The 25,000-nt window shown below is 72.6% G+C and carries 19 protein-coding genes and 1 pseudogene; 12 read left to right on the forward strand and 8 right to left on the reverse strand.

Going from position 1 to position 25,000, the window contains the following annotated elements; translation table 11 throughout:
- Positions 1-7: 7 nt before the first annotated feature.
- The 3 genes and pseudogenes from ACI78U_RS10430 to ACI78U_RS10440 all read left to right on the forward strand — a co-directional run bounded on the left by ACI78U_RS10430 (position 8) and on the right by ACI78U_RS10440 (position 3,750).
- Positions 8-2,569 (forward strand): Ig-like domain-containing protein, encoded by a 2,562-nt coding sequence (locus ACI78U_RS10430; RefSeq protein WP_456875238.1) that lies wholly within the window; start codon positions 8-10, stop codon positions 2,567-2,569.
- A gap of 215 nt (positions 2,570-2,784) precedes the next feature.
- A pseudogene (locus ACI78U_RS10435) lies at positions 2,785-2,913 on the forward strand (DUF1565 domain-containing protein); the annotation flags it as partial.
- Positions 2,914-2,991: 78 nt separating this feature from the next.
- The gene (locus ACI78U_RS10440; protein ID WP_456875275.1) at positions 2,992-3,750 is read left to right on the forward strand and encodes a right-handed parallel beta-helix repeat-containing protein; all 759 of its coding nucleotides are present in this window, start codon (positions 2,992-2,994) and stop codon (positions 3,748-3,750) included.
- A 46-nt stretch (positions 3,751-3,796) separates the two neighbouring features.
- Here ACI78U_RS10440 and ACI78U_RS10445 read toward each other — a convergent pair whose 3' ends face one another.
- Positions 3,797-5,149 carry a hypothetical protein gene (locus ACI78U_RS10445; RefSeq protein WP_456875239.1) on the reverse strand — a complete coding sequence of 451 codons (1,353 nt, stop codon included), beginning with the start codon at positions 5,147-5,149 and terminating at the stop codon, positions 3,797-3,799.
- Between the two features lie 147 nt (positions 5,150-5,296).
- Positions 5,297-6,754 carry an O-antigen ligase family protein gene (locus ACI78U_RS10450; protein ID WP_456875240.1) on the reverse strand — a complete coding sequence of 486 codons (1,458 nt, stop codon included), beginning with the start codon at positions 6,752-6,754 and terminating at the stop codon, positions 5,297-5,299.
- A 280-nt stretch (positions 6,755-7,034) separates the two neighbouring features.
- Here ACI78U_RS10450 and ACI78U_RS10455 point away from each other — a divergent pair, with 280 nt between their 5' ends.
- A complete protein-coding gene (locus ACI78U_RS10455; protein WP_456875241.1) occupies positions 7,035-8,549 on the forward strand; it encodes a lipopolysaccharide biosynthesis protein in 1,515 nt (504 codons plus the stop codon).
- Positions 8,550-8,581: 32 nt separating this feature from the next.
- Here the strand turns inward: ACI78U_RS10455 and ACI78U_RS10460 are convergent, their stop codons facing one another.
- Positions 8,582-9,637 carry a sugar-transfer associated ATP-grasp domain-containing protein gene (locus ACI78U_RS10460; protein WP_456875242.1) on the reverse strand — a complete coding sequence of 352 codons (1,056 nt, stop codon included), beginning with the start codon at positions 9,635-9,637 and terminating at the stop codon, positions 8,582-8,584.
- Between the two features lie 212 nt (positions 9,638-9,849).
- Between ACI78U_RS10460 and ACI78U_RS10465 the strand changes: the two genes are divergently transcribed.
- From ACI78U_RS10465 to ACI78U_RS10475, 3 genes are all read left to right on the forward strand, one after another.
- Positions 9,850-11,637 (forward strand): hypothetical protein, encoded by a 1,788-nt coding sequence (locus ACI78U_RS10465; protein ID WP_456875243.1) that lies wholly within the window; start codon positions 9,850-9,852, stop codon positions 11,635-11,637.
- Positions 11,638-11,764: 127 nt separating this feature from the next.
- A complete protein-coding gene (locus ACI78U_RS10470) occupies positions 11,765-12,847 on the forward strand; it encodes a glycosyltransferase family 4 protein (protein WP_456875244.1) in 1,083 nt (360 codons plus the stop codon).
- Positions 12,844-13,617, forward strand: coding sequence for a polysaccharide deacetylase family protein (locus tag ACI78U_RS10475; RefSeq protein WP_456875245.1), 774 nt, complete (start codon positions 12,844-12,846; stop codon positions 13,615-13,617). Before ACI78U_RS10470 ends, ACI78U_RS10475 begins: the two co-directional genes overlap by 4 nt.
- On the opposite strand, the gene ACI78U_RS10480 is transcribed toward ACI78U_RS10475, so the two are convergent.
- Both ACI78U_RS10480 and ACI78U_RS10485 read right to left on the reverse strand, forming a co-directional pair.
- Positions 13,577-14,821, reverse strand: coding sequence for a hypothetical protein (locus ACI78U_RS10480; protein ID WP_456875246.1), 1,245 nt, complete (start codon positions 14,819-14,821; stop codon positions 13,577-13,579). The genes ACI78U_RS10475 and ACI78U_RS10480 overlap by 41 nt on opposite strands.
- Positions 14,788-15,771, reverse strand: coding sequence for a glycosyltransferase family 2 protein (locus ACI78U_RS10485; RefSeq protein WP_456875247.1), 984 nt, complete (start codon positions 15,769-15,771; stop codon positions 14,788-14,790). Before ACI78U_RS10485 ends, ACI78U_RS10480 begins: the two co-directional genes overlap by 34 nt.
- 606 nt (positions 15,772-16,377) lie before the next feature.
- Here ACI78U_RS10485 and ACI78U_RS10490 point away from each other — a divergent pair.
- From ACI78U_RS10490 to ACI78U_RS10510, 5 genes are all read left to right on the forward strand, one after another.
- On the forward strand, positions 16,378-17,070 hold the full coding sequence (locus ACI78U_RS10490) for a dTMP kinase (protein ID WP_456875248.1): 693 nt from the start codon (positions 16,378-16,380) through the stop codon (positions 17,068-17,070).
- Positions 17,067-18,041, forward strand: a complete 975-nt coding sequence (locus ACI78U_RS10495) for an NAD(P)-dependent oxidoreductase (protein ID WP_456875249.1) — start codon at positions 17,067-17,069, stop codon at positions 18,039-18,041. Before ACI78U_RS10490 ends, ACI78U_RS10495 begins: the two co-directional genes overlap by 4 nt.
- 56 nt (positions 18,042-18,097) lie before the next feature.
- Entirely contained in the window at positions 18,098-18,994 is an 897-nt protein-coding gene (locus tag ACI78U_RS10500) for an isocitrate lyase/phosphoenolpyruvate mutase family protein (protein WP_456875250.1), read from the forward strand.
- Positions 18,995-19,026: 32 nt separating this feature from the next.
- The gene (locus ACI78U_RS10505) at positions 19,027-20,313 is read left to right on the forward strand and encodes a carboxylate--amine ligase (RefSeq protein ID WP_456875251.1); all 1,287 of its coding nucleotides are present in this window, start codon (positions 19,027-19,029) and stop codon (positions 20,311-20,313) included.
- Positions 20,314-20,878: 565 nt separating this feature from the next.
- Positions 20,879-21,925 (forward strand): DUF1565 domain-containing protein, encoded by a 1,047-nt coding sequence (locus ACI78U_RS10510; RefSeq protein WP_456875252.1) that lies wholly within the window; start codon positions 20,879-20,881, stop codon positions 21,923-21,925.
- Between the two features lie 83 nt (positions 21,926-22,008).
- Here ACI78U_RS10510 and ACI78U_RS10515 read toward each other — a convergent pair whose 3' ends face one another.
- The 3 genes from ACI78U_RS10515 to ACI78U_RS10525 form a co-directional block, all read right to left on the reverse strand.
- The gene (locus tag ACI78U_RS10515) at positions 22,009-22,332 is read right to left on the reverse strand and encodes a hypothetical protein (RefSeq protein WP_456875253.1); all 324 of its coding nucleotides are present in this window, start codon (positions 22,330-22,332) and stop codon (positions 22,009-22,011) included.
- A 30-nt stretch (positions 22,333-22,362) separates the two neighbouring features.
- Complete coding sequence (locus ACI78U_RS10520) at positions 22,363-23,247, reverse strand: tyrosinase family protein (protein ID WP_456875254.1); 885 nt, start codon at positions 23,245-23,247, stop codon at positions 22,363-22,365.
- A gap of 130 nt (positions 23,248-23,377) precedes the next feature.
- Positions 23,378-24,892: a sugar transferase gene (locus ACI78U_RS10525; RefSeq protein ID WP_456875255.1), complete on the reverse strand. Its 1,515-nt coding sequence runs from the start codon at positions 24,890-24,892 to the stop codon at positions 23,378-23,380.
- Between the last annotated feature and the right edge of the window lie 108 nt (positions 24,893-25,000).

Raw genomic sequence — 25,000 nt, forward strand, 5'->3', positions numbered from 1 at the left:
AGCACTCATGGAATCGACCCGTGGACGGCAGGCCGTCGGCCTCCGCCGGCGCCTGCTGGTCGCGGTGGTCCTCGCCGTCGCGTGCAGCATGCTGGCGTCGCCCCCGGCCCACGCCGAGGTCGGGGTCCCTGTCACCTATGTCGACCACGCGTTCGCATCGGGCGTGAGCAGGCCGTCGCAGGACAAACCGCAGAGCAAGCTCTGGTTCCACGACGGCGCCTGGTGGGCGCTGATGGTCCAGGCCGGCGGCACGCAGGTCCGCGTCCACGAGCTGCTGCCCGACCACACCTGGCGCGACACGGGCACCGTGATCGACAGTCGGGCCAACAGCACCGGCGACGCCATGTGGAGCGCCCGGGACGGCAAGCTGTGGGTCGCCAGCCGGGCCAGCGGTTCGAACCTCGCGGTCAGCCGGTCCTCCTACGACTCGGCCACCCGGTCATGGACCGTCGACGCAGGTTTCCCGCTCAGCCTCAACACCGGGGGTGGGTCGGAGTCGGCCACCATCGACCAGGACTCCCTCGGTCGGCTCTGGGTCACCTACACCCGGGGCTCCCGGGTCTGGGTCGCCCACTCCTCCGACTCCACCGGTGCCTCCTGGACGGCTCCCTTCCAGCCCGCCGTCCCGGACACGGTCATCTCGGCGGACGACCTGTCCGCCCTCATCGCCTTCGGCGACAGCGTGGGCGTCATGTGGTCGGACCAACAGTCCGGCGCCTTCCGGTTCGCCATCCACGACAACGCAGCCCCGGACAACGTCTGGCGGGTGGAGGACGCACTGACCGGGACGGCCGTCGCCGACGACCACATCAACCTCAAGCAGCTGATCGGCGACCCCCAGGGCCGCATCTTCGCCGCGGTCAAGACCTCTGCGGGAGACGCCGCGGGAGCTGCACCGGGAGACACCCTGGTCGGGGTGCTGACCCGCGTGCCCGGGCCCGGCGGGGTCGGGCAGTGGTCACTGGCGCCAGCCGGCACCGTGGGTGACGACCACTCGCGACCGATCATCGCGATCGACGCCACGAACCAGGAGCTGTACTTCCTCGCCACGGCGCCCGGGAACGGGGGCGACGTCTTCTACAAGAAGGCCCCGCTGTCGAACGTCAGCTTCCCGGCCGGCCGGGGCCAGCGGTTCGTGGACGCGCCCTTCGCCGTGAACGACCCTGCGGGCGCCAAGGACCCGATCACGGCGCAGACCGGGCTCGTCGTCATCGCATCGTCCTCCGCACAGCTCCGCTACGTCCACGCCGAGATGCAGTTGGTCGGCGCCGTCGACACCAGTGCGCCGACGGTGACCTCCCGGTCCCCGGCGGTCGACGCCACGGGAGTGTCGGGGACGGCGAACGTGACCGCCACCTTCAGCGAGCCGGTGCAGGGCGTCGAGGCGGCCACGTTCACCCTGACCGACCCGGCCGGTGCGGTGGTCCCCGCGGTGGTGTCGCGCAACGGCACCACCAACCAGTGGATCCTCAACCCGAACCCGACCCTGGCCCTGGGTACCCGGTACACCGTGACGCTGACCGGCGGTGCGACCGCCATCCGGGACGCGGTGGGCAACCCGCTGACGACGGTCTCCTGGTCGTTCACGACCCTGGCCGACACCAGTGCGCCGACGGTGACCTCCCGGTCCCCGGCGGTCGACGCCACGGGAGTGTCGGGGACGGCGAACGTGACCGCCACCTTCAGCGAGCCGGTGCAGGGCGTCGAGGCGGCCACGTTCACCCTGACCGACCCGGCCGGTGCGGTGGTCCCCGCGGTGGTGTCGCGCAACGGCACCACCAACCAGTGGATCCTCAACCCGAACCCGACCCTGGCCCTGGGTACCCGGTACACCGTGACGCTGACCGGCGGTGCGACCGCCATCCGGGACGCGGCGGGCAACCCGCTGACGACGGTCTCCTGGTCGTTCACGACCCTGGCCGACACCAGTGCGCCGACGGTGACCTCCCGGTCCCCGGCGGTCGACGCCACCAACATCGGCACGGCGACGACCAACGTGACCGCCACCTTCAGCGAGGCGGTGCAGGGCGTCGAGGCGGCCACGTTCACCCTGACCGACCCGGCCGGTGCGGTGGTCCCCGCCACGGTCTTCCGCAACGGCACCACCAACCAGTGGGTCCTGGACCCGGCTGCCAGCCTGGTCAGGGACACCCGGTACACGGTGACGCTCACGGGCGGGCCGAACGCGATCCGGGACCTGGGCGGCAACCCACTCGCCCCAGTGACCTGGAGTTTCACGACCGGCCCACCGCCGACCGTGTCGACCCGCACGCCGGCGGCCAACGCCACGGGCGTCGCAGTCACCTCCACGGTGACGGCCACCTTCAGCGAGGCCGTGCAGAACGTCACGGCCACGTCCTTCACCCTCACCGATCCGACCGGCGTCGTCGTCCCCGCGCAGGTGGCGCGCAACGGCACCACCAACCAGTGGGTCCTGGACCCGGACGCGGACCTCACGGCCAACACCCGGTTCACGGTGACGGTGGTGGGAGGGGCCGACGGGGTCGAGGACCTCGCCGGGAACCCCCTCGTGAGCAACGTGACCTGGACCTTCACCACCGCCCCATGAGCGGCGGCGGACCACTCAGTGGCTCGACCGGGTCACCGTGCCGGTGAGGGACGGGTGTGAGCCCGCGGCCGAGGCTCCACCTGCCCTCGGGCGCATGGGCGGTGGGGATCGTGGCAGTCGCCGTGGTCGCCCTCCTCACCGCGGTCGCCGTCAGCGGGGACGGCCAGCCGGAGCGGAGGCCAGCGGCCGCGGCTGAGCCTGCCTGCACCCACTACGTGTCCCCCAGCGGCTCCGACGAGGACCCGGGCACCGCGGAACGTCCCTGGCGCACAGTCACCGCAGCACTGGCCAGGGCGGTCGCGGGGAACACGCTGTGTCTGCGCCGCGGGACCTACGACGAAGAGGTGACCGCGAGGCCTCCCGCTGGCCGCCCTGGAGCTCGGATCTCACTGATCGGCATGGGGGAGGGCGGCGAGCGTCCGGTGATCCGAGGGGGCTTCGCCCTCATCGACCCCGACTACTGGACCATCGCCGGGCTCCGGTTCACCAACCCCGTGCCCGCCAACCCGGATGACCGGCTCGTCTCGATCCTGGGCGGCACCGGCTGGGTGTTCGAGAGCAACGAGGTGGTCGACGGCCCCTATGCGGGCCTGCTGGTAGGCGCCTCCGAGTCGGGAGGGCCACCGATGGACTACACCATCCGGGGCAACGTCATCCACGACACCGGAGCCACCAACCTCTACCTCAACCCCTCACGTGCCAGCACCGGTGGTCTGGTGGAGCGGAACCTCTTCTTCGACGCGGACACCGAGAACGTGAAACTCGGTTGGGGTGGGGACCGAGGGTGCCGGGGGCGCAACTTCGCCGACTTCGGGATCGGCGGGGTGACCTTCCGGTACAACACCCTGCACGGCGCCGAGCGCGGAGCGCTGATCATCGCCGAACCCGGTGGCCTCCACGACGTCGACGTGTACCTGAACCTGTTCACCGGCCAGCCCGACCACCTCGTGCGGTACGACTCCGTCGAGGGGTGCCTGGGCGACCGGGTGCACGTCTACGACAACGCCGGTGGGCTCGCTCCCCGCTTCAGCGAGGACTTCGGCGACTCACCCGAGAACGTCGCGCACGAGCGCGACAACCTGTTCCCGATCGACCCGGACTACGACTCGACGGAACCGGACGGGTTCGTCCCGGATAACGCGACGGCCCAACGCTACGGCCACTACGGCTTCGGCAGGTAGCCGCGCCAGTGGATCGGTGCCGTCGCGAGCCGGACCTGCGGCCGGCTCAGGACGCGCGGGTCGCACCCGGCGTCGGCAGCGGAGGCCTCCCGTCCAGGCTCGGCTCCGGCCCGAGGTCACGGACTCCCCGCCGTCGCCGGACCGCGTCGGTGAGCAGGACGACGTACATCGGTGCGGGGGTGAGGGACTCCACCAGGCGGGACACCGCCTCCGCCTCCTCCATCCGCGTACGGCCCGCCACGGCGGGCACGATGACGGCATCGGCGAACTCCACGAACTGGTTGGCGGGATAGGGCCCCGGCAGGCGCGGCGCGTGCACGATGATCGTCTCGTCACCCCGTAGCCGCCGGAGCAGGTGGGTGACCCGCGATCCGGCCAGCGCGGCGGGGGAGACGTCGACGTCCCCGGCGGGCAGGAGGGAGATGCGTCCACCGTCGGGCGGCACGAGCTCGGCCATCTCCTGCGGGAGGTACTGGTCCGACAGGGGCAGCCGCGACGTCGCGACGTCCGACCGACCGCTCAGACCGTCGAAGAAACCTGGCCGGCCGTGCAACCCGAAGATCGCGGTCAACCCGCGCTCCTCGGGCTCCGCATCGATCAGCAGCACGTCCCGGCCCGCCTGGGTGACCGCGGTCGTCAGCAGCTGGACCAGTCGCACGCTCGGGCGCCCACCGGTGCCCAGGACGACGATGCGGCGGGCGGCTGGCGGCCAGCCGATCGGGAGCACGTCCTCGGGGAGGTCCAGCGAGTGGGACCGCCACGACCCCGAGCCCAGGATGGGCAGACTCGCGTAGAGGGGCGCGGAGAACGCCGCGGCCGCGTCCGTCTCCGACCTGATGCGGCGGGAGCGGCGTGGCCGCCAGGTGGCCAGGCCAGCGCCCAGCAGCAGACCGAGACCGAGCCCGATGACGCCGTTGCGCTCCCGCGGGGGCTCGACGACCTCGGTCGTCGGCTCCCCGTTGATGGTGACGACCGCGTACTGCGTGATGTCGGGGATCTGAGCCGCGGCCTCGCCCGCGACCGTGCTGAGCCGGGCGACCAGTGCCGGTCCGGACTCCCGTGCCAGGGCCAGGCTGCGCGCGGAGTCGACGTCCAGCACGGAGACCTCGAGGACGGAGGAGTCAGGCGGACGGGCCACCGTCATGCGGTCGACGACCGCGGCCGAGCTCAGGTCCGTACCGGCGCGCGCGGCGATGTCGGCGGCGACCGGTGGGCTGACGAGAAGCGCCTCGAGTGACCGGACCACTGCCTCGTTGTCCGCGCGGTCACCCGTGTTCGGTACCAGCAGGACGGACGTGGACCGGTACTGGACGGGTTGGAGGAGGGTCACGCCGACCGCCGCGGCTGCCGCGATGGCCCCCAGCGCCAGCACGGTGAAGATCCGGATGGCCAACCTCACCAAGGACTCCCCGTTCAGCCGCACTCCCCCGACCTCCCGAGCGGTGGGAGTGCGTCGTGCAGGTCGGTCCCCGACCGCGCTCGGCGGCGGATGGTCTCCCGGAAGCGCTCCGCTCGGGCTGCGCCATCGGAACGCAGTGAGTGGACTCTAGGTGAGAAAGCCCGCTGAGCGGAGCCCCCGGTCGCCCTGCTTCGCGATTCCGCGACGTGGGCCCGCCGGGCCGGTCGAGCCGGCCCGCGGCGGTGCGAGCGACGCGGCCGCCCCCGCGGACGTGTAGCGCACGGAGGCGGCGGCCGCGGCCAGTCCCACGAGCATCCAGAGCAGCTTGCTGTTGGTCACGGACAGGAACACCGTCCCGACCGTGAAGGCGAGCAACATCGGCAAGAGGCAGCTGGTCGACGTGGCGTCGGCCCGGGCTCCACCGAACCGGACGATGACCACGACCGTGCCGACGAGGACCCCCAGCCACAGCAGGAGGCCGACCGGTCCCAGGTCGGTCAGGACCTCGAGGTACACGTTGTGTACCCGTATCCCGGTCCGCAACAGGATGCTGTTCGGATCGATGCCGACCCCGGGCGTGGTCTCCAGCAGCCGGCTGCTCTGGGACTCGAAGCCCCCGGCGCCCAGGCCGGACACCGGATCCCGGAGGTAGGCCTGCCAGGCGACCCCCCAGATGTCGAGGCGCCCGGTCCCCCGGTCCTGCGCGACGGCGGCGAGGCTCAGCCGCTGGTCCACCCTGCCGGCGGTGTACGCGAGCGCGCCGAGCGCGGTGGCGGTGCCGGCCAGGGCCAACACGGTGTGTCCCCGTGCCGCGCGGCCGAGGTCGCCCCGGACGAGGGTCACCGGCAGCAGGACGGCGAGCGTCACGAGCCCGCCACGGGACTGGGCCGCGAAGACCGAGGCGACCAGCGGCAGGACCAGGAGCAGCCAGAGCACCCGTCGCCAGGTGGTGGTCGTCGTCCGGGCCAGCATGCCGGCGGCGGGGACGGCGGCCACCTGGTAGAGCGCGAAGATGTTCGGGTCGCCCTGCAGTCCCACGGAACGGACGTCGACGCCGGCCTGCGCGAGGGCGATCAAGGACGCCAGCCCCGCCCCCAGGACGTAGGAGCGCAGGAGCTGGCGGACCTGCCCGGGGGAGTCGATCAGCGTGGCGAAGGCCAGGAAGTACGCCCCCGCCAGACCCATCGCACCGAGGCTCTCCTGCCAGGCGGCGCTCGAGACCGCCCACAGTCCGCTGGCCCACGTCCACGCGGCGAACAACAGTGCGGGCAACCACGCGAGCGGGGTGATGCGTCCCGGCCGCCACCCGGTCAGCAGACGGTAGGCCAGGAAGAGGGCGACCGCCACGGCCAGGACCCGTCCCAGCCGGACGGACCCGACGGCGACCGACTCGAAGAACATGGACAACACGAGGACGTGGAGCAGGACCGTCTGTACGCCGAAGCGGACCACGCTGACCGCAGCGACGGCCGCGGCAGCGACCACGACGGGCCCCCAGGGGACCGCTGCTCCCGCCGTGGCCGCGAGGACGAGGACCACCAGGAAGGTGACGACGCCGATCTCGAGACTCTCGGCCGATCCCCGGTCGGCACGGTGAACCGCCACGCAGCCGTCCCTCCTGAGATCGATCCGGGCAGGCGGATGATGCCGGACCGGTGGGTCCGGTGGTGCGCTTCGAGCGCGGTCCGGGGAGGCAACCGCACAGCGTCACAGCGCGATCGCAGGAGCGTCGGGCGTCCCGGGGCGGTGCTACGGTGCTGCGCCGATCCGAGGTCGGGGTCGCGGGAGCCCGTCGTCGGAGAGCCGAGCGGTCGGATCACGCGTCGCGGCATCCCGGTTCCAGTGTGCGGGAGCCGGACACGCGCCGGTGTGGGGGTGGCAGGGGATGCGTGCGGGGGGCGCTGACCGCGGCACGACCGTCGACCGGTCGACGGCACCCCCGGAGCGGCTGACCAGCGCGGCGGTCAGCTCGGTCGCGTGGCAGGGACTGTCGTTCACGCTGGGGAAGCTCTTCGTCCTCGCCGCGACCATCGTCCTCGCCCGGATCCTCGGCCCTGAGGAGTTCGGGCTCGTCAGCCTGGCGCTGGTCTTCGTCGGAGTGGTCGAGGTCATGGCCGACTTCGGGGTGGCCCAGGCCCTCATCTACCACCGGGACTCGCCGCGCTCGGTCGACGCCGCACTCGCCTTCACCGTCGTCTCGGGGGTGGTGCTGGGCGGCCTGACGGTGGTGGCGGCGCCGTCCCTCGCACAGGCGCTCGGGGATCCGGCCGTCACGGACTTCCTGCGGGTCCTCGCGCTGTCGTTCCTGCTGGCGGCGTTGGGCATCGTGCCCGACGTCCTGCTCCGCCGGGACCTGCTCTTCCGCCGCAGGGCCGCCGTCCAGCTGTCGGCGAACGCGACCCGGGGCATGGTGTCCGTCGGCCTCGCACTCGTGGGTCTGGGCGCGTGGTCCCTGGTGTACGGGCAGCTGGCAGCCGTGACGGTGATGAGCCTCGTCGCGTGGAGCCGCGTCCGCTACCGGCCCGACCTGCGCTGGTGGCGGTTGCGCTGGCCGGACATCCGTCCCCTGCTGGCCTTCGGCCTGCCGACCGCCGGCAACGGGCTGCTCAACACCGTCGTCCTCAACATCGACTACGTCGTCGTGTCGCACGCCCTGGGTGCGACGGCGCTCGGGTACTACGTACTGGCCTTCCGGCTGCCCGAGATGGTCGTGATCAGCACGTTCCAGGTGCTGTCGCAGGTCATGTTCCCGGTCTTCAGCCGCGCACGGGGTGAGCCCGAACGGATGCGCCGGGGATACCTGCGCGTGTGGCGGCTGCAGACCGCGTACGGCGTGGTGCTCGGCTGCGTCCTCGCCGCCCTGGCCCCGTACCTGGTCCCCGTGGTCTTCGGGGAGGAGTGGGAGCCCAGCGTGTTCCCGCTCCAGGCGCTGGCCGTCTACGCGGCCTTCCGGTCCCTGGGCATGGGCGTCGTGGACCTGCTCAAGGCCGTGGGCCGGCCCGGTCTCGCCCTGGGCCTGACCGCGGCCCGACTCCTCGTCCTCGTCCCCGCCCTCGTCCTGGCCACTCCCTGGGGCATCGGCGGTGTGGCCGTGGTCCAGGCCGCGGTGGCCCTCCTGTTCGCCGTGGTCATGCAGGTCGTCGCGGGCCGGCTCCTCGGGATACGCCTCACCGCGTTGCTCGTGGCCTGCGGACCGGCGGTCGGGGCGGGCATCGGCGCCGGGGTCGGCGCCGCCCTGACCGCGGCCCTCGTCCCGGGGGGCGACGCCGTGCGGCTCGGCGGCGGTCTGGCTGCGGCGGCGATCCTCGCGGTCGTCCTCCTCGGGGCCAGCCCGTCCATGCGCCGTGACCTGCGCTCGCTCGTCCGTCGGCGTGCGACCACGACCGGCCCGGACACCTGAGGGGGAGGACCTGGCCGGTACCGGCTCCCGCCTCAGCTCCGCTGGGCCGCGAAGAACCTCCGCAGCCGCTCGTCCACCAGGAGCGGACCGTGCATCTGGACGACGACGTCGCCCCGGTTGTTCCCCTCGATGATCGAGAACCCGTCCTCGGTGACTGCCAGGTCCCAGCCCACGTAACGATGGCCCGGCAAGGCCGCCGCGGCGCGACGGACCCCGTCCAGGACCTGCTGCCAGTGCGGGACCGACGTGCCCGTGATCCGCGCCCCGGTGTCGGGGTGCTCGTCGATCCAGACGACCTCCCGCGATCCGCCAGCCGCAGCGGGGCGCCGCCACAACGCGCGGCTCAGTGTCCCGGTCGGGATGTCGACGCCCACGCTCAACCCCCCGGCGCCGAAGTTGTCCACCGGCCCGGACCTTTCGGTGCCGAACCGGTGGGTCGCGAAGGCGACGAAGGGTTCTCCGGTGTCGACGTCCCGGAAGGTCATCAACCGCATCGTGTTCGTGGCTCCCGGGTAGATCGCCGCCAGCGCCGGGTGTTGCTCGACGAAGTCGGTGATGACGAGCGAGCCGTTGCCCAGCGACCGGGCCGGGTCGGCGACCGCTGTCCCGTTGACGTACGTGGTGTCGGCATCCCGCTCCAGCACGGCGAAACCGCTGCCGCCCGATCCGGACCGTGACTTGACGACCAGCCTGCGGCGCTCCTCGAGCAGTCCGGCGAGTCCGCCGACCGGAGGGACCGCGCCGAGCCAGACGACGTCACCGCCGTGGACGATCCCGTGCACCGTCGGCGTCGGGACGCCCATCTGGTGCAGGTACAGGTACGTGACGACCTTGTCGTCGAGGAGGTACCTGTTCTCGTTCATCGACGCGAGCCTCGTGGCCCGCTCGTAGTCGGAGACGTAGGACTCGAACCCGTACCGGTCGAAGTCGTACACCCTGGCGGAGTCGGCGTAGAAGCCGTGGCGCCACGCGGCCACCTGTCGCCGCAGCGGCACGACGTGCCGGTTCGCGAGCGCCGTCCGCGCCTCGCGCACCAGTCGCCCTGCGCGCGGGTCGAGGACCCGCCTGGCGAAGCTCCGGTTGGCCACCCACGCCTCCCACCACCGTGCCGACGCCGGCCGGCTGCCCGGACACCTGGGGCTGCCGACGCTCGCGAGGTCCCGGAAGGCTACGGGTGGCACCCGGGGTGGACAAGGTCCACCGGCGCCCGAGAGGCCGAGGCGGCGGCAGGCCCCGCGGAGGCGGTCCGCGGGACATACTCGCCCGGCCGTCGGCGCGACGCAGAGGGGAGCCGCATCCCGTGAGTGGCCTGGTCGCCGTCCTCGCCGTGGGCGAGCAGCGAGCCCGGGACGAGGAGCTGGAGCGACTGGTGTCCTGCTACGAGACGGTCCGAGGGCCGTGCGCGGTCACGGTGTCCCGGGGCGGTTCCCGGGTCCGGGCCGCTCGGCTGCAGCCGGCCGAGACGCCGAGCCGGTCGCCAGGCACCTCGCCCGAATGGCCCCTGACGATCGGCGTGCCCTCCAGCTCGTCGTCGGCAGCACCCGGAAGCGCTGCCTGGCTGGCTGCGGCCGACGGTCAGTTCGCTCTGGTCGGCCACGACCCGGCGTCGGCGGAGGCGGTGGTCGCGAACGACCCGATGGGGATGGTGGGGGTCTATCTGGCGGTCCGTCCCGGGGCGGTCTACGTCTCGACCTCGAGCCTCGCGCTCGCGCGCTTCCTGGCCGCCCCGGCCGATCGCCTCGCCGTGCAGTCGTTCCTGCTCTCCGGGTACCACTTCGGCGCCGGGACCCACTGGCGGGGGATCGAGCGGCTGGAGCCCGGTCAGGTCCTCCGCGTGGGGCCGGGCGGGCAGTGCCGGGAGCACTACTGGCGCCCGCAGGTGGACCCGGAGGTCCGCTCCCTGTCGCTCCGGAAGGCGGCCGACCACTGCATCGACGTGGCCGTCGACACCTTCCGCAGCCGGCTGGCCGGTCGGCCGGAGACGTGGATCGACCTCACCGGCGGGTACGACTCGCGACTCCTGGCCCTGCTGCTGCGGCGGGCGGGCGTGGCTTTCCGGGCGAACACCCGGCACACGACGAACCCCGATGACCTCGCCATCGCGTGCCGGATCGCGGACCTGACCGGCTGCGAGTGGGTGCACCCGGAGCTCCCCACGGACTGGGACACCGTGCTCCCACGGGAGCTGGACTCGTCCCTGGCGTGGGGTGACGGCCAGCTCGAGGTCCTCCAGCTCTCGCGGGTGTCCTGGGTGCACCGGTTGCTGGCCCGGACGCTCCCGTCCCTGCTGTCGGGCGGAGGTGGGGAGCACCTGCAGTTCGCTGGCTGGAAGTCGGAGTTCGCGGCCGCGGGCCGGTCCACGCGGGTGAACCTCGACAACTGGATCGACATGCGGATGATCAAGCCGGTCGACCGGTCCGTGCTCGCCGGTGATCCGCTGCCCGAGGTCCGGGAGGACATGCGCGGGCGACTGGCGCGGTGGGCCGAGCCCTATGCGGGCGAGCTGAACACCACCCAGCTCGACCTCCTCTACGCCTACAAGTCCACCGGGCACTTCGGCGCCTACCGCTCCGCCGACGACGGCTGGCTCACCGCCCAGCTGCCCTTCTACTTCCGGCCGGTGTTCGAGGTCGCGTTCTCCACGGACCACCGCCATCGCAACGGCCACCGGTTGATGCGCCACATGGTGGAGCGGCTGGACCCGGTCGTCGCCGCTCTGCCCACGACACGGGGTGGACCGGCCCAGCCGCTGCGGATCACGAGCGCCCACCGGTTCGCCCCCTACTACACGCAGCTCGCCCGCAAGGCGGTGACCAAGGTGAGCGACCGGGTGCTCGGGCGCCCGCTGCTGATGCAGCGCCGGACCTTTCCCTGGGCGTCCCGTGTCAACGCCAGCGTGCTCGAGGAGCTCGCCGCCCGGGGGAGCTTCCGCCCGGATCAGCTGCGCAGCGGAGACCTCTACCGTCCCGAGACGCTGCGCCGCCTCCTCCAGACCGGCCGGCGCCCCGGAGCGACCCAGGACGCCCTCCTCGGCCGGGTCATCACGGTCGAGCTCTGCCTGCAGGCCACGGGCACGGGCATCGCGTGAGGGAGACGCCGCATCCGCACCGGGGTGGCGCGGTCGCCGACCGAGTCGTCCGGGGTCGTCTCCCGGTACCTTCCCGAGCCTCGGCGGCCGTGTGGCCGGGGCCGGCGATCGGGGCAGGAGGCAGGCCATGAGCAAGGTGCTGCTCGTCGGGAAGGGGGCCCCCGAGCGGGGCGGCATCCCCACCTTCCTGCAGACGCTGCTCGGCAGCAGGCTCGCGCAGGAGCACGAGCTGCGCTTCCTCAACGTCTCGCATCCCGGCACCCCGCAGGGTGGCCGCGCCACGCGGGCCAACGTCCGGCGCACCGTCAGCGACGCCGTGGCCGTGTGGCGTGCCGCCCGCGGCTGCGACATCGTGCACATCCACTCCGCGCTCTCACCGGCGGTCACGGTCGTCCGCGCCGGTCTGCTCGGGTTCGCCGGGCGGGCCCGAGGATGCGCCGTGGTGATCCACGCCCACGGCGGGCACATCCAGCGGTGGCTGACCAGTCCACAGCGCCGGGCGCTCGTGTGGCTGGCCATGCTGCCCGCGCACCGGGTGGTCGCGGTGTGGACCGCAGGCCGGGAGAAGCTCCGCACGGTCCTGCCCGAGGACCGGGTGGAGCTGATCGACAACGGCGTCCCGGTGGAGGCCTACATGCACGCCGGATCCGACCACGCCGTCCCCCGGGTCCTCTACGTCGGCCTGCTGACCCCCCGCAAGGGCGTGGTCGACCTGCTGACGGCCTCCCGAGTGCTCCGAGACCGCGGGATCCCGCACGAGGTCCAGCTGCTCGGGGGGACACCCGACGAGGGACCGACCGCAGAGGCACAGGTCCGCGCGGCCCTGGACGACAACACCCGGTTGCTCGGAACGCGCCCCCCGGAGCAGATGCCGGCCGCCTTCGCCGAGGCCGACGTCTTCTGTCTGCCGTCCTGGTGGGAGGCGATGCCGCTGTCGGTCCTCGAGGCGATGGCCGCAGGGCTGCCGGTGGTGGCCACGGACGTCGGGGACGTGGCGCGCGCGGTCGACCACGGGGTCACCGGCCTGGTGGTCCCGGCGCACGACCCGGAGGCGCTCGCCGAGGCGCTGGCGACCCTGCTGACCGATCCCGACCTACGGCGGCGCATGGGCGCGGCCGGCCGGGAGCGGGCCACCACGATGTTCTCCAGCGGGGTCACGGCCCAGCGGGTCTCCGCCCTGTACGACGGACTGCGAGGAGGTGTGGCGTGACGATCCTGTGCTACCACTCGGTGCAGCCGCGGTGGACCTCCCCGTTGGCGGTGCCGCCCGAGGACTTCGCCTGGCAGGCCGCCTGGCTGCGGGCACGGAGGAGGGTGCTGCCACTCCGTGAGGCGTTGCCGCGCCTGGACGCCACCGGACGGCTCCCCCGCGGCGAGGCGGCCCTGACCTTCGACGACGGTTTCGCCGCCCTGCACCAGTACGCACTCCCGGTCCTCCAGCGCGAGCGACTGCCGGCGACGGTGTTCCTCGTCGCGCAGACCCTCACCCCTGCCGGCCGGCCGGTCGACTGGGTCGACACGCCCGGGACGGAGCCGCTGTCCACCCTGACCCTCGACCAGGTGCTCGAGATGCAGGATGCCGGGGTGGAGTTCCAGTCCCACAGCTGGGCACATCACGACCTGACCCGCCTCACCGAGGAGGAGTGCGTCCGGGACCTGCGGGACAGCCGCGAGCTGCTGTCCGACCTCCTCGGACGCCCCGCCACGCTCTTGGCCTATCCCCGCGGCCGGCACGACCCCCACGTCCGCCGGGCCGCGGCCCGGGCGGGGTTCTCCCACGCCTTCGCGCTGCCCCAGGACGGGGAGCGCCCGGGCGACCACGCGGTCCCGCGGGTCGGCATCTTCCACGGCAACGGCCGGCTCACCATGCGGATCAAGTCCGCCCGGCCGTACCTGCCGGTGCGGACGTCGGCACCGGTCAGCCGTGGAGCACCCCGGGTCAAGGGCGCCGCACGGAGGGTCCGCTCGCTGGCGCGCTGAGCCCCTCGCCGGCCGGGGCTGCGACGTCCTGGCCGGACAGGACCGACTCGATCGGCCCGACCAGTGAGTCGAGGTCGATCGGGTACGGGTGCCGCAGCAGGTGCGCGGGACGGCCTCCCAGGAGTCGTTCCAGCAGGTCGCGCTCGATGGCCGAGGCCTGCTCGACCACGGCGGACCGGCGGTCGGGGAACAGGAAGCGGAACTGCCGGTAGACCGCGAGGAACTGGCTGCGCTCGTCCTCCAGGGAGGCGCGCATGTGAGCGGCGACGGCGGCCCCGGGGATCGGTTCGATGCTGACCTCGTCCCGGTCGTGACTCATCACGAGCAGGACGTGGTCGAGCCTGCCCTGCAGCTCGACCGCGTCGTCCCCGAACAGCCGGGCCGGGGGGACCTGCACGTGGGCCTGCCGGCGCACCACGGGGGCGGCGCGCCGCAGCACCGATGCCGACGGGCCGCGACCGGCGTCGCCCATCGCCGCTGCCGCGCGTGCCACCGTCGGCAGGACCCGGAGCCGCGCCCTGGTGGAGGTCGGGAGCCCGGCCCGCAGGGCAGGCAGTTGGGCCACGTGCCAGTGCCACAGCCGGATGGGCTCGGGCAGTCCGTACATGGCGCCGTCCGGGGTCAGGTAGACCCACTCGTCCCCGATGTACCTGGCGCCTCGCGCGGCGAGCGCCAGCAGGGCCTCGGTCTTGCCGCCCTTGGCCCAGCCGGTCGCCAGGACCCCTGCCCCGCGGTGGCTGAAGGCGGAGGCGTGCAGGGGCAGCACGCCCTTGGCCAGGGCGGTCATGTTGATGACCGCGAGCAGGTGGGGGACCGGGCCGACGCGCCGCTCACAGACGATCTCGCAGCGCCCCCCGACATCGTCCATCGGCAGCCGGGTGCGACCGGCGACGCCCCCCCGCCCACGGAGCAGGTGGAACACGCCGTCCGCCGCCCCCGTCTCCGGCCAGCCCGCGTAGGTGGTCCGGCGCGGCTCGGGCAGCTCGTCGACGAACCGGATGGTGATGTCGGGTTCCCTGTCCAGGGGGCGGCCCAACGGGCCGATCTGGCGGGTGACGACGGCCAGGTCACGGGTTCGGGCGTCCAGCAGTCGGATGCCCACGAAGCCGTGCAGGTCGAAGTCCACGGATCCGTCGGCGAGGCCGGGCGGTGCACCCGCCCCGCCGGCGGTCACCACCCGGCCCTCCCGGTCAGCACGTCCCACACGCGGGACCAGACCCCGACGCCCCAGCCGACGTGCATCGCGAGGAAGGCGGCCGGTACGAAGGGCCGTGCACGGGGGTCGTCGACCCTGCCGGCGGTCCGCACCGAGGCGACGGTCAGCGCCGCGGCGTAGGGCGCCACCATGGCGGCAGCCGTCCGGGGCCGGCGCAGGCCGACGAGCGCGGCGACGGCGAGGTACAGCACGAACAGCGGTGGCAGCGTCTGCCGCGGTCGCAGGGACGTGGGGTGCAGACGGACGACGTCGACCTTGCCGCGACCGTAGCGCCGGTACTGCCGGTACAGGTCCCGGATCGTCTGCGTGCTCTGCCAGTCGATCCGCAGGCGTGGGTCGAACAGCAGCGCCGCGCCGGACCGGCGGAGGCGGTGGTCGAACTCGAAGTCCTGGTTGGTCACCAGACGCGGGTCCCAGCCGCCCAGCCGGCGGACCAGCTCGGTCGGGTAGGCCCCGAACGGGATGTGGTCGACCTCCTGCTCGGTGACACCGTGGTGGTACAGCGAGCCGCCGACGCCGAACCGGCTCCCGAGCGCGGCGGCGATGGCCCGGCCCGCCGGGGTCCTGCCCACCCCGTCCTTGCGACCACCGACCCCGCCCCAGCGCCCTTCGCGCAACCGGGAGACCGCGGCGCTGACGTAACCGGGGTCGACCGTGGAGTGGGCGTCCATCCGCACCAACCAGGGGCCCCGTGCGTGTGCCAGCGCGATGTTGAGCGCCACGGGGGTGATCCGCTGCGGGTTGTGCAGCAGTTCGATCCGCGGGTCGTCGGCCATGTGGCGCTCCACCGCCTCGACCGTGCCGTCCGTCGAGTCGCCGTCCACGACGATGATCTCGAGGTTGGGGTAGTCCTGCGCGCGCAGGGCGTACAGGGTCCCGTCGATCGACCGCTCCTCGTTGCGAGCCGGCACGACGATGCTCACCAGGTCGTCGCTCACGACCGGCACCTCCTGTGGCCGCCCACACCGGAGCACCACGTGGCCGGGCTCGCCTGCGGGGCTCGAGCCGGCGCCGCGGCTCCGCGGCGGCCGGACCCCTCCGGCCGGACGCGCCTGTCCTCGATCATGACGGTCCGCCCCTCGCCCATCCCCTGTGTGCCTTCCGCCCGGCCGTGCTCGGATCGCGTGGCGCGAGACCCTAGCGCGGCCCCTGGCGCCCGTGCCGGGCCTTCCCCGCGCCGCGGATGACCGGGGTCGGAGGTGACGGTGCCGGTTCGGAGCGGGTCCGGACACCACCGCACCAGCCGGGACGGACCCCATGGACGGCGCGCACCAGAGCCCCTAACGTCCCCCGACACCTGGTCGTGCCGGAGCGCGGTCGGCCGGTGAGCGTCCGGGACCCGGACGGCCGCACCTGGCGGCCGTCCGGTCCGCGGTCCACGGCGACGACGGCGAGGAGGTCCGTGCGGCTGCGACTCCGCGGCAACCGGTAGGCGGGCCAGCGCTCGGTGGGCCGGGGACCTCCGACATGGCAGGGGAGACGACATCGATGCAGGACACGGGGGGCCGTCTCGTCGTGGCGACCCGCCTCCGGGGTGCCCGGCCGTGATCACCGTGGCGCTCATCGGTCCGGACGGTGCGGGCAAGAGCACCATCAGCCAGCGACTCGAGGATGGTCGGCTGCCGGCGCCGGTCAAGCGCATCTACATGGGGGTCAACCTCGACGCCAGCAGCCTGATGCTGCCCACCACCAGGCTGGCGCTCGCGATCAAGTCCGCGCGGGGTCGCAGGTCGGACATGGTCGCTCCCTCCGACCACACCAGAGCCGCGACCGTCGGTCGGGTCGGACCGGTCGGACGGGTCGTCGGTGGCGGTGTCCGTGCCGTGCGGCTGCTGATGTGGCTGGCCGAGGAGTGGTTCCGGCAGCTGGTCGCCGAGTACCACCTCCGGCGCGGTCGGATCGTCGTGTTCGACCGGCACTTCTACGCCGACTACTTCCACTCCGACGTGGACGGACAGGGACCCCGGTCGCTGGCCTCCCGCGTCCACGGCCGACTCCTGAGACAGGCCTATCCGAAGCCGGACCTCGTCATCTGCCTGGACGCGCCAGGACGACTGCTCTTCGAGCGGAAGGGCGAGGCGAGCGTCGAGTGGCTCGACCGGAGGCGGCAGCAGTACCTGCAGTTGGCGGACCGCTTCCCCGACTTCGCGGTCGTGGGAGTCGACCGCCCGATCGACGAGGTGACCCGGGACGTGGCCACCGTCATCAGCGACTTCATCGAGAAGAGGCGTACGTGAAGATCCTCCTCGCCAGTTCCATCGACCCGGGCGCCGTCGAGGCGCTCGAGAGGGAGCACGACGTCCTCCGGGCCTTCAACGCCCCGGAGGAGCAGCTGACCGAGCTCGTCGCGGACCGGGAGGCCATCGTCTTCCGCAGCGGGGTGGTGATCTCGGCCCGCGTGCTCGACTCCGCACCCAACCTGGGTCTCCTCGTCCGGGCCGGCTCCGGCCTCGACAACATCGACGTCGCCCACGCCGAGAGGCGCGGCGTCCAGGTCGTGCGGGTCCCCGGGTCGTCGGCGCAGCCCGTCGCCGAGCTGACCTTCGGGCTCCTGCTGAGCCTGGTCCGGAAGGTGACTCTCGCCGATCGGTTGCTCCGTGAGGGACGCTGGCCGAAGTCCGAGCTCGGCGGGCCGTTGCTGGCGGGCAAGACGCTGGGCGTCCTGGGGGCCGGGAGGATCGGCAGCCGCGTGGGTGAGATGGGTGCGGCCTGGGGGATGCGCGCCATCGGGTGCGTTGCCAACGACACCCCGGAGATCGGGGCCGCCCTGGCGCAGCGCGGGATCCGGCTCACCGACTTCGACACGGTGGTCGCCGAGTCCGACTTCCTGTGCCTGCACCTCCCGTTGGACGAGCAGACCCGCCACGTCATCGACGCCGATGTGCTGTCGCGCATGAAGCAGGGGTCCTTCCTGGTCAACGTGGCGCGGGGCGGCGTCGTCGACGAGCGAGCGCTCCACCGGGAGCTCACCGAGGGCGGGAGGGTCCTCGGTGCCGCGCTCGACGTGCACGAGCGTGAGGGCGAGGGAGTCGTCTCCCCGTTCGCGACTCTGCCGAACGTCGTCCTCACCCCCCACATCGGGGCCATGGCCTGGGACTCCCAACGGCTCATCGGCGAGCGCGTCGTCGAGCTGCTCGGTGCGCACGAGCGCGGCTGCCTGGACCGAGAACTCACTCCGGAGGAGATCGTCACGACGGCCGTCGCGTGAGGTCTCCCGGACACCGGACCGACTCCTGAGCACTCCACTGACGAAAGCGAGCTCCGATGGGAACGAATCGCGCCGAGCGGAAGCGCGCCGCGCTACGGGACGGGCTGACCGCCGACCGGCCCTGCGTGGCGGTGGGTGCCCACGACGCGATGAGCGCACAGCTCATCGAGTCCTACGGCTTCGACGCAGTGTGGGTGAGCGGCTTCGGCGTCGCGACCATGACACACGCCCTGCCCGACCTGAACCTCACGACGATGACCGAGACGCTGGCCGCCTCGGTCCGCATCGACGGTGCGACCTCGCTTCCGGTCCTGGCGGACTGTGACAACGGGTTCGGCGGTCTGACCAACCTGGTCCGGACGGTGGTCGAGTTCGAGCGCAGTGGCATCGCCGGCATCTGCGTCGAGGACAACCTCTTCCCGAAGCGGAACAGCCTCTACACGGGCGAGTCGAAGCGTGAGCTCATCCCGGTGCGGGAGCAGGCGCGCCGGATCCGCGCCGGCCTGGAGGCCCGGGAGACCGACTCCTTCGTCGTGGTCGCCCGGGTCGAGGCCCTCATCGCCGGCCACGGGGTGGCCGCGGCCTGCGAGCGGGCCGACGCCTATGCCGAGGCCGGCGCGGACGCGATCCTCATCCACTCGAAGGACAAGTCGCTCCGCGAGATCGAGGCGTTCCTGGAGCAGTGGGACGGCCTGGGCAAGATCCCCCTCGTCGCGGTCCCCACCCTCTTCCCCGACTACACCGACCAGGAGCTGTACGACAAGGGCTTCCAGATGGTCATCCTGGCCAACCACCCCATGCGCGCAGCAGTGCACGCGATGGAGCAGACACTGGAGACCCTGCGGTCGGAACGCAGAGCTGCTTCCGTCGACCCCCACATCGCGAAGGTGGACCACATCTTCGAGCTGGTGCGGACCAAGGAGACCATCGCGCTCGAGGAGTCCGGGGGTTGACCGGCCGGCCCGGCCGGCGCAGGGACAGCAGCGTGGGCGGGGCACCCGCCGTGGTGGTGGGCCTCGACTGCATCACCGGACTGCAGACCGCACGGATCCTGTCCGCACGAGGTGTGCCGGTGACGGGGCTGGCCACCGACGTCGGGCACTACGCCTGCCGGACGCGCGCCTGCGGCACGGTCCTGCAGGCCGATCTCCTCAGCGAGGACCTCGTCGAGGCGCTCGTGCGGCTCGGTCCCCAGCTGCAGGACCGGGCTGCGCTCTTCCCCTGCACCGATCTGGCCGTCCTGCTGATCTCACGCCATCGTGACCGGCTCGCTCCCTGGTACTCCATGGCCCTGCCCGACCACGCCGTGGTCGAGATGCTGATGGACAAGGTCGGCTTCCTGCGCCACGCCCAGGAGAACCACCTGCCCATCCCCGGGACGGTGATCGTCGAGACCCGGGCCGACGCGGAACGCGCAGCGCGGACGCTCACCTTCCCGGCAGTGCTCAAACCCCCGATGAAGTCGGCGACCTGGCAGGCGCACACCAGCGTCAAGGCATTCCGGGTGGGGGACGCGGAGGAGCTGCTCCGGGTGTACGAACGCGTCGCGCCGTGGTCGGAGAGCCTGATCGCCCAGGAGTGGGTCGACGGTGGGGTCTCGTCCCTGTACTCCTGCAACGTCTACTTCGACCAGGCCTCGCACCCACTCGTCACCTTCGTCGCGCGCAAGCTGCGACAGTGGCCGCCGGAGACCGGCACCAGCTCGCTGGGCGAGGAGTGCCGGAACGACGAGGTGCTCCAGGAGACCGTCCGGCTGTTCGCCGGCGTCGGGTACCGCGGGCTCGGATACGTCGAGATGAAGCAGGACGCCCGCACCGGTCGCCACCTCGTGATCGAGCCCAACATCGGCCGGCCGACCGGCCGCTCGGCCATCGCTGAAGCGGGTGGGGTCGAACTGCTGTACACGGCCTACTGCGACATGGTGGGGCTGCCGCTGCCGCCGGCTCGGGAGCAGCGCTTCCTCGGCACCAAGTGGATCGACGACCGGCGGGATCTCCAGTCGGCCCTCCACGCCTTCCGGCAGGGAAGCTTGACACCCGCTGGTTGGTGGCGCTCGGTCCGGGGGCCGAAGGCGCACGCCGTGGTCTCGCGAACCGATCCCGCGCCCTTCGCCCACGAGCTGCTGCAGTCGGCTCGCAAGACCGCGAGCCTGCTCGCTCGCAGGCCGGGCCGGCGCGGGGAGAGCGCTCGTCAGGTCGCCGGGGCGGGCCCCGGTGTCGGGGACGGGGCCTCGAGGAGACGTCGTCGGCGAGGCGTCCCCATCCCGTCCTGATCCCACTCGCCGCCGACCCGGCGACCGGGCAGTGGCGCGCCGTTCGTCACAGGCGTCCCCGAGACCTGTGGGACGCCTGTGACGGGAGGGGTGGTCCGGCGCGGAAGTCTCCGAACCCGGTGTGCTTTCTTCGTGACGTATCGACTACGGTCGGCCAGGCCAACAGCGCTGAGTCAGCCGGTGATCGCTCCCTGCGATGCCCCTGCGGACGTGCGGTGCCTCGCTCCGAGGTCACGTGCAGCGTCGACCGCCTGTGTCGACCGTCGGTCCGCCCGGATGCCGGACGAACTGCCTGCGCTGGTGGTGTGACCACTTCCCCCAGCACAGCACAGGAGACGGCATGCGCCGCCACAGTCCTGCCCTGCCCCGGCACGCGACCCCCCGCCGATCGACGGGCCGTTCCACAGCCGCGTCCACCGCACGTCGCGGGAGTCGTGGCCGCCGCACGAGCGTCCTGCCCAGCCTGGCGCTCGTCCTCGTCGCCGTCGCGGCGGCCCTCGGAGCCGTACAGCCCGGCGGTCCCGCTGCCGCGGGCACGACCACGCTCGCCGCGTCCCCCGAACTCGTGCCGGCGGCCGCCGCCACCGACTGCACGAAGTTCGTCTCCACCACGGGCAGCGACACCGCGGCGGGCAGCCAGGCCGCCCCCTGGCGCAGCGTCCTGCAGTCCCTCAACAAGGTCACCCCCGGGACCGTCCTCTGCCTGATGCCGGGGACCTACACGCAGGAGGTCGTGGACTCCTCGCTGCCGGACGGCACCGCCTCCGCCCGGGTCGTCGTCAAGAGCTACGACCCGGCCAACCGGGCCGTCATCGACGGGCGCTTCTCGCTGTCGGGCCTGTCCTTCTGGACCATCCGCGACCTGCGCTTCACGAACCCGACCCCGACCACGCTCAGCGGCGGCGCGACCTCGAGCGCCGTGGATCGGCGCATCGTCGCCCTCATCGGCGGCAACGACGTCGTCTTCCAGGGCAACGAGGTGTTCAACGGTCTGTACGCCGGCATCCTCGTCGGCCGGGCGAGCGCCACGTCGGAGATCCCTCAGCGCTACACGCTGCGGGGCAACCACGTGCACGACACCACGGCGGCCAACCTCTACTTCAACACCGGCCGCTGGAGCCGCGGGAACCTGATCGAGCGCAACGTCTTCGCCAACTCGGGCACGGAGAACTCGAAGATCGGGTGGGGCGACGACTGCCGCGGCGTGGCGACCAACAGCGATGCCTACGGCGCCGGTGAGGTCGAGTACCGCTACAACACCCTCTCCAACGGCGGCTCGGGCGGTTCGTTCATCGCGGCCGAGCCGGGCGGGGTCTACGACGTCCGGGTGCACCACAACGTCTTCGCCGACCCGCAGAGCCAGCGCGGCTTCGTGGTGCGCTACGACTCGGCGACCAACTCCGGCGAGTTCCCGAGCGGGTGCATGGGCGACAAGGTGTACGTCACCGACAACATCGGGTTCGGCGGGACGCGGTTCTCGGAGGACTTCGGTGACTCCCCGGTGAGCCGGTCGCACGAGTCCGGCAACGTCTGGCCGCTCGACCCGCAGTTGGACTCGAACTACGTGCCGCGCAACCCGGCCGCCCGGGCCTACGGGCACGCCGCTGCGTGACCCGTCGCTGAGGTGAGGAGGGCACGGTCCGTCGCAGCCTGCGGACCGTGCCCTCCTCGAGCTGCGGACCCGGGGCCCGCACCTCAGATGATCAGGAGTCCGGCGTCCTCGGCGTCGATGACGGCCTGGACGAGTTGCCGGGGTGACGAGAAGGAACTGAAGGGCAGCAGGTGGGTGATGAACTCGTTGCCCGAACGCTCCACGTGCAGCCCGTGGCGACCGTTGACGGTGGCGTGGGCCGCGTTGCCGGCCGGCGTGATGACGACGTCCCGCCCGCGGTACCGGAACCGCTCCTCGGGCGGCGCCGCGTCGGCCCTCGGGAGCTCGTTGAACACCACGTGTCCGGTGACGGCCGCCCCGACCACTGCCGCCGTGCCGGCGAGCAGGAAGCGCCTGCGAGTGGTCATCCCGCGTCTCCTCGCTGTAGATGCGGACGGCTAGGCGTAGCTGTAGCCGAGTTGGGTGATGTCCAGGACGCTGGCCGGCGTCCGGGGCGTGAGCAGCCCCGCGCTCATGACGTCGTCGAGGTTGTGGCCCACGGGGCCACCGGACGCGGGCTGGTAGGTGGTGATCCCGCGCTGTCCCTGCCACTGCCACCACAGCCGGTCGACGTTGGCGTGGTTGAGCCAGAACGCCGGGTCGTTCGGCGAGGTGCCTGACAGCATGTCCCCGCCGACCCAGCGGTGCACGAGGTTGTGCATGCGGGGCCCTGCGGACCACCCCTCGAGCCGGTTGCGGAAGCTCGACACCCCGGCGTCGAAGGGAGCGACGTCGTAGGCGGTGAACCTGAGGGCGTCGGTGACCTGGTTGGCGTCCGGCAGGACGCGCGAGCCGGCGGGATCCCGGCCCAGACGCCGGACGAGTCCGGGGGTGGACCGGCGGACGAACGCCCCTGTCGAGTTGTTGTAGATCAGGGCGTACCAGCCGGCGAAGGGGCCGTTGAGGACGCGGTTGCCCCGGTTGGGGTCCCCGTCGGTGCCCAGGTAGTCAGGGGTCCACAGCCGGGACCGGCGGGGGTCGCCGCCGTTGAGCGCCGCCTCGTCCTGCCACGCCCAGTACGGCAGCCCCTCCACGGCGGGGTCGACGGACTGCAGTGCCGCCTCGAGCTCGAGGAGGGCCGCGCGGTGCCACGGGAGGAAGGAGGGTCCCCGGTGCGCGGCGTTGCGGGAGGACCCCGGAGGGGTGGCGGTCTGCATCGCCTGCATGTGGCGCTGGACGAAGCCGTCGTAGGTGCCGTCGAGTTTCAGCCGGTCGAAGGCCGCCGTCACCCGCCGGACGGCGTCGAGCGGCATGGTGAGGATGTTGCGTCGTGTCCCAGCCATCGGGGCCTCGATTCCGACGTGGGATGGAGTGGAGTGGCGCGACGCTAGCCGCCGGAGCGCGCCGAGGGGAGGGGTTCGCTCGTGGTGTACGCGCCGCTGAGCTGGACGTCGACCCGAGGCCGCCAGGCGCTCAGTACGCGCCCGAGCCGCGCAGGACCGCGCCGACGGTCTTCCACATGATCATCAGGTCGAGGGGCAGGGACCAGTTCTCCACGTAGCGGACGTCGATGCGCACCGAGTCGTCCCACGAGAGGTCGGAGCGCCCGCTCACCTGCCAGAGGCCGGTCAGCCCGGGCTTGACCAGGAACCGCCGCCGCATGTCCGTCCCGTACTGCTCGACCTCCTCGGCCAGCGGTGGACGGGGACCCACCAGCGACATGTCCCCGCGCAGGACGTTGAGGAGCTGGGGGAGTTCGTCGAGGGAGTAGCGGCGCAGCGTCTTCCCGACGCGGGTGACGCGCGGGTCCTCCCGCATCTTGAACAGGACCCCGTTGCCGTCGCTCGCCGTGGCGAGCTCCTCCACCAGCCGGGGCGCGTCCTGCACCATGCTGCGGAACTTGAGCATGGTGAACGTCTCGCCGCACTTGCCGACCCGCTCCTGGCGGAAGAGCACCGGTCCTGGACTGGTGAGGCGCACCGCCACGGCGATCGTCAGGAGCAACGGCACGAGGAGCAGCAGGCCCACACCGGCGGCGGTGCGGTCGACGACCTCCTTGGTGAACCGGCGGAGCCCTGTCAGCTCCGGTCGCTCCACGTGCAGCAGCGGCAGCCCGGCTACCGGCCGGATGTGCACGCGGGGCCCGGCGACGTCGGTGACCGCCGGGGCCAGCAGGAGTTCGGCCTCGGTGTCCTCGAGTTCCCACCCGAGTCGCCGGAGGACCGAGCCGTAGAGGTCCGGGCCCGGGAGGACGGCGACCGTGTCGACCTCGAAGCGCTCGACGACGGCGGCGACCTCCGCCACGTCCCCGAGGACGGGGAGGCCGTTGAACGCGTCGGCCCCGGTCGACCGCTCCCCGGCCGGGAGGCAGCACCCGATGACCCGGTACCCCTGCTGAGGTGACCGCTGGAGCTGCTCGTCGAGCGCCGCGACCGCGGACCGCGAGCCGACCAGGATCGTCGTCTGCAGGTACAGCCCGCGTCGGCGTGCCCGCCGGAGCCAGTGTCGGTGCGCGAGCCGGGCCACGAGGGTCGACAGCGTGGCCAGCGGCAGGGCGAGGACGACGAAGCCGCGCGCCACCTCCAGTCGCAGGGCCCAGGAGACCGTGCCGACCCCGGCGAGCACGACCACCGCCGCGCCGAGGACCCTGCGGTACTCCTCGACACCGATCCAGAGGAAGCGCTCCTCGTATGCCCGGGCCACGAGCATGGCGGGCAGCCACACGACCGGTACGAGCAGCGCCTGCCACGCGGTCGGCCGGGGACCCACCGCGGCGATCACGTCGAACCAGAGCCAGTGGCCGACCCCGCCGGCGAGTGCGGCACAGAGGACGTCCAGCAGCACCGTCCGCCGGACGTAACCTGCTCGCCAGGCACGGCGAGCAGCGGTCCCCGCACCGCGGATGCCCGTGGCGAAGCGGTTCCAGCCGTCACCGGGGGACGGCGCCGCGGACGTCCGTCTCGACCCCTGGACGCTGATGACAGACATGGCCTCACTCCCCGTCGACCCCCGTGGGCGGACGTCAGAGGCTGTACGTCCGCGTCTCGCTCATTGGGGCACGGCGTCCCGCCTGGCACCACTCCACCAACGAGGTAC

The sequence above is a fragment of the Geodermatophilus sp. SYSU D00710 genome (assembly GCF_054050195.1).

Coding starts and splice junctions, on each gene's coding strand:
- ACI78U_RS10430 (WP_456875238.1), top strand. CDS start 8: ATGGAATCGACCCGTGGACGGCAGGCCGTCGGCCTCCGCCGGCGCCTG.
- ACI78U_RS10455 (WP_456875241.1), top strand. CDS start 7,035: ATGCGTGCGGGGGGCGCTGACCGCGGCACGACCGTCGACCGGTCGACG.
- ACI78U_RS10470 (WP_456875244.1), top strand. CDS start 11,765: ATGAGCAAGGTGCTGCTCGTCGGGAAGGGGGCCCCCGAGCGGGGCGGC.
- ACI78U_RS10500 (WP_456875250.1), top strand. CDS start 18,098: ATGGGAACGAATCGCGCCGAGCGGAAGCGCGCCGCGCTACGGGACGGG.
- ACI78U_RS10515 (WP_456875253.1), bottom strand. CDS start 22,332: ATGACCACTCGCAGGCGCTTCCTGCTCGCCGGCACGGCGGCAGTGGTC.
- ACI78U_RS10520 (WP_456875254.1), bottom strand. CDS start 23,247: ATGGCTGGGACACGACGCAACATCCTCACCATGCCGCTCGACGCCGTC.
- ACI78U_RS10525 (WP_456875255.1), bottom strand. CDS start 24,892: ATGTCTGTCATCAGCGTCCAGGGGTCGAGACGGACGTCCGCGGCGCCG.